Source organism: Candidatus Electronema sp. PJ (assembly GCF_048287395.1).
GTDB lineage: Bacteria > Desulfobacterota > Desulfobulbia > Desulfobulbales > Desulfobulbaceae > Electronema.
This window is the reverse complement of sequence record NZ_JBLWEO010000006.1, coordinates 43,075-54,755: the sequence shown is the minus strand read 5'-3', so window position 1 is coordinate 54,755 and position 11,681 is coordinate 43,075. Positions and strand designations below refer to the sequence as shown.

At 53.8% G+C, this 11,681-nt stretch carries 9 protein-coding genes; 5 read left to right on the top strand and 4 right to left on the bottom strand.

Features of this window, described 5'->3' with window-relative positions; all coding sequences use genetic code 11:
* Window positions 1-234, top strand: a 234-nt coding sequence (locus ACNKIB_RS01005) for a hypothetical protein (protein ID WP_417908673.1), incomplete at its 5' end; no start/stop codon positions are given.
* A gap of 25 nt (window positions 235-259) precedes the next feature.
* Here ACNKIB_RS01005 and glnA read toward each other — a convergent pair.
* The 4 genes from glnA to ACNKIB_RS00985 all read right to left on the bottom strand — a co-directional run bounded on the left by glnA (window position 260) and on the right by ACNKIB_RS00985 (window position 5,897).
* Window positions 260-1,588, bottom strand: a complete 1,329-nt coding sequence (gene glnA, locus ACNKIB_RS01000; protein WP_417908676.1) for a type I glutamate--ammonia ligase — start codon at window positions 1,586-1,588, stop codon at window positions 260-262.
* Between the two features lie 94 nt (window positions 1,589-1,682).
* On the bottom strand, window positions 1,683-4,247 hold the full coding sequence (gene glnD / locus ACNKIB_RS00995; protein ID WP_417908672.1) for a [protein-PII] uridylyltransferase: 2,565 nt from the start codon (window positions 4,245-4,247) through the stop codon (window positions 1,683-1,685).
* Entirely contained in the window at window positions 4,247-4,585 is a 339-nt protein-coding gene (locus tag ACNKIB_RS00990) for a P-II family nitrogen regulator (protein WP_417908671.1), read from the bottom strand. The genes glnD and ACNKIB_RS00990 overlap by 1 nt, the downstream gene beginning before the upstream one ends.
* A gap of 88 nt (window positions 4,586-4,673) precedes the next feature.
* Window positions 4,674-5,897, bottom strand: a complete 1,224-nt coding sequence (locus tag ACNKIB_RS00985) for an ammonium transporter (protein ID WP_417908675.1) — start codon at window positions 5,895-5,897, stop codon at window positions 4,674-4,676.
* Window positions 5,898-6,269: 372 nt separating this feature from the next.
* Between ACNKIB_RS00985 and ACNKIB_RS00980 the strand changes: the two genes are divergently transcribed.
* From ACNKIB_RS00980 to ACNKIB_RS00965, 4 genes are all read left to right on the top strand, one after another.
* Window positions 6,270-7,751: a DegQ family serine endoprotease gene (locus ACNKIB_RS00980; protein WP_417908670.1), complete on the top strand. Its 1,482-nt coding sequence runs from the start codon at window positions 6,270-6,272 to the stop codon at window positions 7,749-7,751.
* Window positions 7,752-7,844: 93 nt separating this feature from the next.
* Window positions 7,845-8,918, top strand: a complete 1,074-nt coding sequence (locus ACNKIB_RS00975; protein WP_417908669.1) for a phosphotransferase enzyme family protein — start codon at window positions 7,845-7,847, stop codon at window positions 8,916-8,918.
* Window positions 8,919-9,336: 418 nt separating this feature from the next.
* Entirely contained in the window at window positions 9,337-9,732 is a 396-nt protein-coding gene (locus ACNKIB_RS00970; RefSeq protein ID WP_417908668.1) for a hypothetical protein, read from the top strand.
* A gap of 17 nt (window positions 9,733-9,749) precedes the next feature.
* Window positions 9,750-11,657, top strand: coding sequence for a sulfatase-like hydrolase/transferase (locus tag ACNKIB_RS00965; RefSeq protein ID WP_417908667.1), 1,908 nt, complete (start codon window positions 9,750-9,752; stop codon window positions 11,655-11,657).
* The last annotated feature ends 24 nt before the right edge of the window (window positions 11,658-11,681 follow it).

Below are 11,681 nucleotides of genomic sequence, written 5' to 3'. Positions count from 1 at the left end.
TCGACAACCTCAAGCATCCTGGCGAAGGTCGAACGCTCAACACCTGTCGATCGCTTAAAATCCTCATCACTCAAACGTTGCACACTTTCGTATCTCATTCACACAAGGTACACGGCAGGCTCGACTTATGCAAGGGGGCTAATAGCTGGGTTCAGAGGAAACGTGCTGGAAATACGGAAAGGCTGGCTTGCAACAGGGGAGGGTGCAGAGGACAAAAAGACGGGGCGGTATTGATTACCGCCCCAAAAGACTTTGCCGCTTAGTAGTTGCTCAAATACCGCTTGATCTCCCAGTCGGTGATGGCGATGCGGTAGTCATCCCACTCCTTCTTTTTGTTCTCGATGTAGTTCTTGAGGATATGCTCGCCGAGCGTCGCTTTGGCCAGCGGGTTGGCCTTCAGGGCCTCGATGGCCTCTTTCAGGCTGCCCGGCAGGCTTGCAATGCCCGCAGCTTCCTTCTCCTGAGCCGTCATCTCGAAGATGTCGTGGTTGACTGGCGGCGGAGCCTGGAGGTTGTTCTTGATGCCGTCCAAGCCGGAGTTCAGCATCATGGCGAAGGCCAGATACGGGTTGCAGGCCGGATCCGGGCAGCGCACCTCAGTCCGGGTGCCAAGGCCGCGAGAAGCCGGAATGCGGATCATTGCTGAACGGTTGGACGCAGACCAAGCGATATACACCGGGGCCTCGTAGCCAGGCACCAGCCGCTTGTAGGAGTTGACCAGCGGGTTGGTGACAGCGGCGAAACCAGCGGCGTTCTTACTGATGCCCGCGATGTACTTGTAGGCGATTTCAGACAGTTGCAGCGGGCCGTTCGGATCAAAGAAGGCGTTGGTGCCGTCGGCGTTGAACAGCGACTGGTTGGTGTGCATCCCGGAGCCGTTGATGCCGAAAACCGGCTTCGGCATGAAGGTCGCGTGCAGGCCGTACTCGGCGGCGATGGAGCGGACAACCCACTTGAAGGTGACGGTGTTGTCTGCGGCGGTCAGTGCGTCGGCGTACTTGAAGTTGACCTCGTGCTGGCCCTCGGCAACCTCGTGATGGGAAGCCTCTATCTCGAAGCCCATCGCCTCCAAGGTCTCGATGATCTCGCGGCGGCAGTTGATGCCGCAGTCGTCCGGGTCAACGTCGAAGTAGCCGGCCACGTCGCTGGTCTTGGTGGTGGCGCGGCCTTCCTCGTCCTTCTCGAACAAGAAGAACTCAGCCTCGGTGCCCACGTTCATGGTGTAACCCATCGCCTTTGCATCCGCCAGCACGCGCTTCAGGTTGTTGCGCGGGCAGCCGGAGAACGGGGTGCCGTCCGGGTTGTACACGTCGCAGATGATGCGGGCGGCGTTGGTGCCGTTCTGGTTCCGCCACGGCAGGACGGTGAAGGTGTTGTAGTCCGGCTTCAAGTACATGTCGGACTCGTTGATGCGGACGAAGCCGTCAATGGAGGAGCCGTCGAACATCATCTTGCCGTCCAGAGCCTTCTCAATCTGGCTCAAAGGCACAGCGATGTTCTTCATGAAGCCGAGAATGTCAACGAACTGAAGGCGGAAGAAGTGGACATTCTGTTCCTCAATGATTTGCATAATCTCGTCGCGGGTCATCTCTTGTGTCTCCTTGTGCTTGGTGAATAATAACGTCTGGCTCGCCAGACAGTCAGGTGCAATATATAATAGTATGGGCGAAAAATCTTTGCCCCTACCGCGCCTCGTTGCCGAGGATATGAAGCAAGGCATGATTGATTGCCGCCAGCAAAGCCGCATCCTCAATCTTGCGGCGGTCTTCGCTGGTCACATAAAACACGTCAATCAGCTGCTCGACCTCAGTGGCGATTCTCGCCCGGTGAATGCTCAGGCGGAAATCAGACAAGGTCTGCGTGAGCTGATACAGCGCACCCAGATGATCGCAGCCATAAACCTCAATCACCGTGTATTGATCTGAAGCAGCATTGCTGATCACCACCTCAGTCTTCGCCTGCTGCACAGCGGGCCTGCGGCTCAAGCCTTCCAGCTTGCTGTGCAGTTGCAGACCCACATTCAAGTGGTAATTCACGGCCCGGTTGAGGTCGTTTGCCAAAGCCTGCCAGTTTTGCTCGGCAAAGGTGATCTGCGCGGTCGGCTTCACGTCCAAGACATCCACGACCGTGCCGTCCGGCCAAGTGAATATCTTCGCCGCCAGCACAGAAAGGTTGTGCAGCGACAGCACACCGCATATCTTTGCCAGCAGCCCGTGCCGGTCACGACAGAGAATCAGCAGCGGCCAATGGCCCTGCCGCTCTTCCGGGAAAAGCAGCACCTTCTGCTGGAGCAGCGCGGCCTGATCACGGTGCAGACGCAGATGCCGTACCACTTCCTCCGGGCTGAAGCTGGTCAGATAATCGGCAGGCAGCTCGGCCAGCGGCATTTTGATCTCTTCGCTGGGAAGAAGGCGGGCCGCCGCCTGCTCGCGCAGCCAAGCCGCGCCCTGCGCTTCGCTTTGGCCGCAATATTCCTCTGCCGTGCAGCCGGATTCCAAACAGGCCCGCACCTTCAGGAAGAGCTTGGCCATCAAGGCGGCCTTCCAATCTGACCACGCCGAAGGGCCGGTAGCTTTGGAGTCAGCAATCGACAGCAGATACAGCATGGTCAGCATGTCTTGGTCGCCGATCAGCCGGGCTGCCTCGCGGATAAAGGCGTGGTCAGACAAGTCGCGGCGGAGGGCGTTCTCCGGCAGAAAGAGATGCCATCGTACCAGAAAGGCGAGCCGCTCACGTTCCTTGCTGTCGAGACCCAAACGCAGGCCGATGCTGTTGACTAATTCCGCGCCCAACACCGAGTGATCCGCGCCCCGGCCTTTACCGATGTCGTGCAGCAGCCCGGCCAAACAAAGAAGCTGCGGCTCGGCCACCGCAGCTGACAGCTCTGGTTCGCTGCGGCGCAGCTTGGCTAATTCAGCCACGGTCTGGAGCTGATGCCGATCAACCGTGCAGATATGATACAGATCGTGCTGGGCCAGCGACTCCACCTTAGCGAATTCCGGCAGATAGGCGGTGAGCAGGCCGGTCTCCAGCATGGTCTCCAAGGCGGGCTGCGGATTGTCACTCAGCAGCAGGCCGCTGAAGGCTTTGAATGCCCGCTTGGAGCTGCGGAACGCCTCATCCGCCATAAACAGGCTGCGGGTGAGCATCTGCCGGGTGCGGTGATGCACCGGCAGGCCGCTGCGTCCGGCGTGCAGAAACAAGCGCAGCAGCAGATGGGGCTGTTGAGCGAGCAGGGCATCAGCCGCTGTCAGGCGGAGGCTGCCTGCCCGGACGACGATGCCCTGCTCAAGTTCCTGCTCGCGGCTGTCTTTGCCGCTGAGGCGAAGATTCTCCTGCACCTGCTCGAAAAAGAGGTCAGTGGTCACGGCCACAGTCTGGAGGCAGCTATATACTTGGCGCATAAAATGCTCCACCGCCCGCATTCCATCCTGATCTTGGCAGCCAAAGACAGCGGCCAATTCCTCTTGATATTCAAAGAACAGACGATCATTCTGCCGACGGCTAAGGCGGTGCAGCTGAACGCGGATGCTGATCAGCATATCCCACGCAGCAGCAAAGCCGCTCCGTTCCTCGGCAGTGAGCATCCCGGAGTCTTCCAGTGCAGTCAGGCCGTCCAAGCCGAAGACCGCCTTTGCTGTCCAAAGCATGGCCTGAATGTCGCGCAGGCCGCCCTTGCCTTCCTTAATCTGCGGCTCCAGCAGGTAAGAGTGGGTGCCGTATTTCTGCCGCCGCTCGGCCCGCAGATTGTGCATGGTGCGGACAAACTTATCCCGGCTGCCTTCAATAATCTTCTTTCGGTACAGATTCAGCAAGTCCTGAAACAGCACCTCAGACCCGGCCAGCAGGCGAGCATCAAGCAGAGCGACTTGGAAGAGATAGTCCTCACCGGCGAAGCGTACTGCATCTTTGACTGTGCGCACACTGTGACCAACCTGAAAGCCTGCGTCCCAGAGCGGGTACAGAATAGATTCCGCCGCCTCGCGTATCTTCTTTTCCGCCGCCCGATCATGAAGGAGAAGCAGGTCAATGTCGGAAAAGGGGTATAGCTCGCGGCGACCATAACCGCCCAGAGCGATCAGGGCAATTGCCCCGCCTGCCTGCCGCACCGCCGGGGCAGACTGGAACTGCTCAATAAGAAAGGCATCGACCAGCTCAGTGTGCCGGGCCAGCAGCGCATGACCGCTCAATCCCTGCTGCCAGAGGTCTTCCTGCACTTGCTGCCGATTGCGCAGTTCCAAAGCCATCAAATCGCCTGACTGCCGGTTTCTCCTGTCCGCACCCGCACAACCTGCTCCACAGGTAGGACAAATATCTTGCCGTCGCCGATTTTGCCGGTGCGGGCGGCATTGACCACTACCTCAATCACGCGCTCCACCAGCTCGGCTTCGACGATGATTTCCAGCTTGATTTTGGGCTGAAAATCAATCCGGTACTCTGCTCCGCGATAGACTTCGACATGCCCTTTCTGGCGGCCATAGCCCTTGACATCGGAAATGGTCATCCCCTTGATGCCGATGGCATTCAGGGCCTCTTTTACCTCGTCAAGTTTAAAAGGTTTGATGATAACCTCAACCTTTTTCATCGCTACCTCATCTGTTATTGTTCAGGCCCTTGCTGCCGTCCGCCTGCAAACGGCACACCATACAGCGCAGCACGAAAAATGGAAACAGTTAATTGTAGGCAGTCTCCGCGTGTTCGCTGTAATCCATGCCCTGCACTTCGTTCTCTTCGGACAAGCGCATTCCCATCATCGCGTTGATGACTTTCACCAGAATCCAAGAAACGACAAAGGCATACACCCCAACCACTACCACGCCGATGATTTGCGCAAGGAGCTGGCTCGCGCTTCCGGCTAAAAGACCATCAACTCCGGCTGGGTTCACTGCTTTCGAGGCGAAAACGCCGAGCAGCAGGCTGCCGATCAAGCCGCCCACGCCGTGGATGCCAACCACGTCCAATGAGTCGTCATAGCCGAGCTTGCCTTTCATGCTGACTGCGTAATGACAGACCACGCCAGCGATCAGGCCAATGACGATGGCTGCATTTGGCCCGACAAAACCGGCTGCTGGAGTGATGGTCGCCAAGCCAGCAATGGCCCCAGAAGCTGCGCCAAGGGTGGTTGGTTTGCCGAGCTTGAGCCATTCTACCGATGTCCAAGCGGCCATGCCAGCCATTCCCGCTAAATGAGTGGCAACAAAGGCAGTGGCTGCCACGCCGTCCGCTGCCAAGGCACTGCCGCCGTTGAAACCAAACCAGCCGAACCAAAGCAGACCAGTGCCCAGCATGGTCATCGGCAGGTTGTGGGGCATGAAGCTGTCCCGGCCATAGCCTTTTCTCGGGCCGATCACCAGAATCGCTGCCAAAGCCGCTGCGCCGCAGGTGACATGCACTACCAATCCGCCCGCGAAATCCAGCACCGGCACCGACAGGCTGGCCATCCAGCCCTTGCCCCAAATCCAGTGGCAGACCGGGTTGTAAACCAGCACCGCCCAAAGCAGACTGAACAGCGCAAACGGAGCAAATTTGACCCGTTCTGCAAAAGCTCCGGCAATCAGTGCCGGGGTGATCACCGCAAACATGCACTGGTAGATCATGAATACCGTTTGCGGGATGGTGGTTGCGTAGTCCGCGCTGGGCGCATTAGTGACACCCCGCAGGGCAAACCACGATAAGCTGCCAATCACGCCGCCTACGTCCGGGCCAAACGACATAGTGTAGCCGATATAGACCCATTCCATCGAGATGATGGCGATCATCATCAGGCTTTGCATGATCGTGCCGAGCACATTCTTACTGCGCACCATTCCAGCGTAAAACAGCGCAAGCCCTGGAGTCATCAGCAAAACCAATCCTGCTGCCGCCAGGATGAAAGCGGTGTCTGCCTTGTTCATAATTTTTCTCTCTGGCCTAATTGACACTGAACGTTGTCCAGCAGGCCGCGCTCTGTTGCTTTGAGGATCACTGTTTCAAGCAACATAAGCAAAGTCCATGCCTGTTTCCTGAAACACTCAAATCACATTGATAATTAATCGTTTTCTAACGATAAAGCGTTTTATTGTTCCTGCTTGTTTCCTGCAAAAATGTAAATTCTTGCGCTGTATTCCACATTAATGTGAGTTGAAAAACAACGCGAATTTGCGCAATCGTCCTTGACGATTCGGGTAGGGCGTATCACAGTATAGTCTGTTCGCAGGTTAGGAGAGAGAAACATGTCTTCTTCCCCTGCATCCTGCATTTACAACCCTTTAATCCGTGGAGCTGCACAAATGATGCGACAGAAGCACGAGTTGGCGCGGCTGCAAGTAATAGCCGCCTGTTTGTTCTGTTTTGTTCTGTCGGCAATTCCCCCCGCTGCCGCGCAGGACAACGACATTGCCATGCTGGAGCGTTCCGGCAAGGCCTTTACTTCAGTGGTTAAGAAGGCCGGGCCTGCGGTGGTTTATATCAGCGTAGAGAAAAGCCTCAAAGGGCCTGGCGGCAGAGAGATGGAAGAACTTTTCGACAATCCTTTCTTCAAGCGGTTCTTTGGCGATCAGTTTGAACAGTTCCAGCAGCAACAACCACAGCCGCAACGCCGGATACCCAAGCAGGAAGGAGCTGGTTCAGGCTTCATCATTGCTGAGGACGGCCTGATTCTTACTAACAATCACGTGGTTGAAGATGCGGACAAGATTACAGTCAAGCTCGCAGACAAGCGCGAGTTCACCGCTAAGGTAGTTGGTACTGATCCTCAGTCCGATGTAGCTTTGATCAAGATTGAAGCAAAGAATTTACCTGTTCTGCCCCTAGGAGACTCCAATCAACTTGAAGTAGGCGAATGGGTCATCGCTATCGGCAGTCCCTTTGAGCTGAGTCAAACCGTCACTGTAGGCGTAGTTTCAGCGAAAGGTCGTAACCGAATTGGGATCAATGACTACGAAAACTTCATCCAAACCGATGCTGCGATCAACCCTGGCAACTCTGGCGGGCCGCTGCTGAATATTCGTGGCCAAGCTGTGGGGATTAATACCGCCATCTTCTCGCGTACTGGCGGTTATATGGGGATTGGTTTCGCCATCCCAATTAACATGGCCAAATCAGTGGAGGAGCAACTCCGCAGCCACGGGAAAGTTGTCCGAGGCTGGTTGGGACTGATCATTCAGGATGTAGATGAGAATTTGGCCCAATCCTTTGGTTTAGGGAAAACAGAAGGCATTTTGGTCTCTGAAGTAACGCCTGATTCCCCAGCGGAAAAGGCTGGCTTCAAACAAGGCGATGTGGTGCTGGCCTTGAACGGTGCACCTTTGACCGATGTGAGTGATCTGCGCAACCGGATCGCTATGACTACGCCTGGTACGTTTGTCACGTTAGACATTATCCGCGAGGGCCGTCAACAGCAAATAAGCGTACTGATTGCCGAGCAGCCTTCCGATTTCAGCGAAGGTGCAAAGGCCAAACTGAAGCTCCAGAGCGGTTCTGTCTTAGATAAACTCGGCCTGACCTTGCGAGAGTTGACTCCTGAACTGGCTGATCAGTTTGGTTACAGCAAAGGCCAGGGCGTAATTGTCGCTGAAGTTGAGGCAGGCAGCCCTGCGGACAATGTGGGCATTGAGCCAGGGCAGCTGATTGAGGAGGTCAATAAGGTACGGGTGCGCACACTGGCAGAGCTGAAAGATGCTCTCAAGAAAGGCAGCGGTTCTAAGCAGGTGCTGCTGCGGGTGCGGGCTGGTGAGTACAGCAAATACGTGGCCTTGAAGTATGAAGAGTAAGGAAAAAGTTTCCTGATAACTCGGTAAGGGCAGGCTTCTTTGCCTACCCTTTGTTTTTGGAGAGATCTTCTGGTTAGCAAGGAAAAGACAGTCATGACCACCCGTTGCAGTCAAGCCTTTGCCTTTTTTCGTCCTGACGAAAAGCTGGCCTCACTCGCTCCACTCGGCAAAGGCAGAGTAAATGACACCTGGCTGGCTGAGACAGAACAGGGACAACACTATGTAGTTCAGCGACTCAATCCAACGGTTTTCCCTGAACCTGCTTTGGTGCAAGCTAATCTCTGTCGGGTCACAGAGCATTTGCAGAATTGTCTGGTAAATGACCATAGATTCAAGGTTTTTCAGGTACTTTCCAATGCAACAGGGCAAACAGCTTGGCTTGACAGCGATGGCGCATGGTGGCGAATGCTTTCCTACCTTGATGCTACGCAAGCCATTGAAGCAATCAGCGAAGTCAGCCAAGCCCAAGCGATCGGCACAGCCCTCGGTCTCTTTCACCGCTTGCTGGCCTCCTTGCCTCAGCCTCCTCTCGCCGACACCTTACCTGGCTTTCACAATACCCCTTTGTATTTGGCCAAGTATGATGCGCTGCGCCTGACCGCCTGTTTGCCAGAAGTACCTGACTGCGCTGATTTTATTCATGCGCGGCGGGAAAGCATGAACGTGCTCGAAGCAGCCCGCCAGCAGGGAACAATTACGGTGCAGACGATTCATGGTGATCCCAAGGTAGGGAACTTTCTTTTCTCCCAGGATGGGGCACAGGTCATCAGCTTAGTGGATTTAGACACAGTTAAGCCGGGCCTGCTTCTGCATGATCTTGGCGATTGCCTGCGTTCCTGCTGCAATACCTTGGGAGAGGAAGTGACAAATTTGGCACAGGTGCTCTTTGACCAGGAGATCTTTGCGGCTGTCCTGACTGGCTACTTCTCACATCAAACGCCTCTGCTCACACCTGAAGACCAGCGACTGCTGGTCGCCAGTGCCCACTTAATCAGCTTGGAGTTGGGGCTGCGTTTTTACAGCGATTACCTGGCAGGGAATTGCTATTTCAAGGTTGATCATCCAGAGCAAAACCTTTTTCGCGCCAGAGTACAGTTTGCGCTGGTGCGCTCGATAGAAAATCAATATAGTGAGCTGTTGGCAATTGCCGCCCGCTGCGCCGCCTAATCCAGGGTAGTTAGATTGCAGCGGCGAGCGAATTGGCTCCTTTCTTGCTCGCTGGCAAAGGAGTTTGGCTTGGCCACAGAGGAGTTTTGCCGACTTGCAAAGGAGTTGGAGTCGGCAGAAAAGGAGTCTGGCTAAGTAGGAAAGGAGTTTGGTTTGGCAAGAAAGGAGTTCTGCCGACTTGGAAAGGAGTTATAGTCGGCCAAATTCCTTTGCGGCTTAACAGGAAAGCAGTTTAGCCAAGCCGAACTTCTCTTCTGCCAAGTACAACTCCTTTCTGGCCGAGCCAAACTCCTTGGCAAACGAGTACAACTCTTTGCTTACTGAGTTGCATTTCTCTGTAACTGAGTTGCATTTTACTGTAAATCCTTCTTGCTGGCTTAGACAAAAGTTCCACTTAACGAATTGATAGGAGAACAAAATGAACAAGATTCTGCTCTTCTGTGGTTGTTTGGCTGTATTGATAACTTCCTGTGTGCAAGACAAACCTACAGAACCAACTCCGCCCAAACTCATCGAATTAAAGTATAATACCTCGCATGAAGAGGACGGAATGCGCATCAATTTTAGTGCTGTCACCAGTGATTCGCGTTGTCCGAGCGGGGAACAATGTTCTTGGCAAGGTAATGCGGAAATTGTCTTGGAACTCACAGGTGATGGCAATCAAGCAGCGGTGTTAAACACCAATCCCCAGTATCAACAGAGCTATCCCTACAACGACCGCACCATTACCCTGAAGGAACTGAAGCCGTATCCTGAAACTGGGCAGCCCGTGGCGATGGATTCCTACATCGCTGTGTTGTCGATTGAGAAGTAATAGGTTGCTTGTTCAGAATGAGTATTGTCCAGCAAGTCTGCACCGCGCTGTCGCTCCTGTTTTTCGTCATAGGGATAAGGCGATTTGTTGCAAAAGCACCATTCAACCGTTGGTGTTTAATCAGCATCTTTGGCTACGGATTCCTCTATCTGTTGTACTCTGTTTTCTACATCGCTTGTCATTATTTCACCGGCCAAGGGATTGATCACTCTGTTCTCTATCATGTGAAATATGGGTTGGAGGGAGCTGGCTTTGGCGAATATCGCGGCTTGATCGTGTTCAGTATCGGGTCTATCGTGGTGTTTTCTCTTCTCGGCCTCTTTTTGCTCCTTAAAGTCGCCAAGAAGCGAACGCAATCGGGTAGCCATTCTGTTCTCCTGCTGTTTTTGCTCTTTTCTCTTGCCGGAATTGCACATCCTGCCACAGTAGATCTACTTTCCCTTGCCCAAGGGAATGCAGATATCGCCTTCCTGAAATATTACAGGACTCCCTATCTTCAGGCCACCAAGAAGAAGCCGAAGAACTTTGTGGTTATTTATGCTGAAAGTCTGGAACGGACCTTTTTCGACGAGCAGATCTTTCCTGGCTTGATCACCCATCTGAAGAAAAAAGAGGCCGAGGGAATCGCCTTTACCAATCTGGGAGGATATCCTGAAACTGGCTGGACTATTGCCGGGTTGGTTGCGAGTCAATGCGGCTTGCCGCTGGTTTCCCCTTCACATGGCAACTCAATGGGTGGCATGGATTCCTTTCTCGCTGGTGCGGTTTGCCTGGGAGATTTACTCAAGCAAGCAGGATATCACCTGGTGTTTATGGGCGGCGCATCATTGCAGTTTGCCGGGAAAGGCAAGTTTCATACCACCCACGGTTTTGCTGAAGTTCTTGGTCGGAAAGAACTCTCCCCTTTACTGACTGATACTTCATACAACTCCGGCTGGGGATTATATGATGACACGTTGTTTGATCTTGCAGTAAAGAAATTTACCGAGCTGTCTCGTAATCCAGACCAGCCTTTTGGTCTTTTTCTCCTCACCTTGGACACACATGGCAGCGATCAGTTATCACGAAGCTGCCAGCATATCTCTTATGGAGACGGTAGTAACGGCACCTTAAATGCTACGGCGTGTTCTGATTATCTCATAAGTAATTTTATAGATCGTCTGCGCCAATCTCCCTTGTTCAGAGATACGGTCATTGCTGTTGCTTCTGATCATCTCGCCATGCGAAACTCGGCTTCCACTCTTCTTGAACAGAGGGAGAAGAGGAAAAACCTGTTCTTTATTCTTGATCCAGCGCAACCAGGCTTTTCTGTAGAGAAAAACGGCTCGACTTTAGATATTGGCTCGACGCTGTTGAGCGTGCTCGGATATGAAAATTATCTTGGTTTAGGGCGTAACCTGCTCACAGAGTCTTCCATCTTGGACAGCACTGAGAATGTTAAAGCGGCATTGAAAGGCTGGCGGAAAGACATCATGAAGTTTTGGTTATTCCCCAAGGTTAGGCAAGCTATCGCCATCAATGCGCGTGATTTCAGTATAGAGATTGACGGTAGATCGTTCAGTGCGTCGCTTTTGCTTGCATACAACAGACAGCTAGAGACCAAGTTATGGTTTGGCCGCAACAGTGATCCAGGCCATAAACAGTTGACTGAACATCTCGCAGAACTGGAGCCAGATTCTCCCTTCTTACTGCTGATTGCCTGTAATCGTCTTCCAGCAGAGTGGCAGGAGGGACAAAAGCAAGGCCGGTGCATGGTCAGTGGCAAGTTAGGATCAGCGAACATGCAGACAGTTCATCTTGTCAGGAACGCAAGACTGACCGCCGATCAGCTCCGGGGGATTGCTGCTTATCCTGTAGATAAGCAACTGCACGCCAACAGGGTAAATCAGCTCCTCTCTCTGCAAAAGGAAAGGACGAAGCAATGAGAGCTGATCAAGCAAGATTCATCT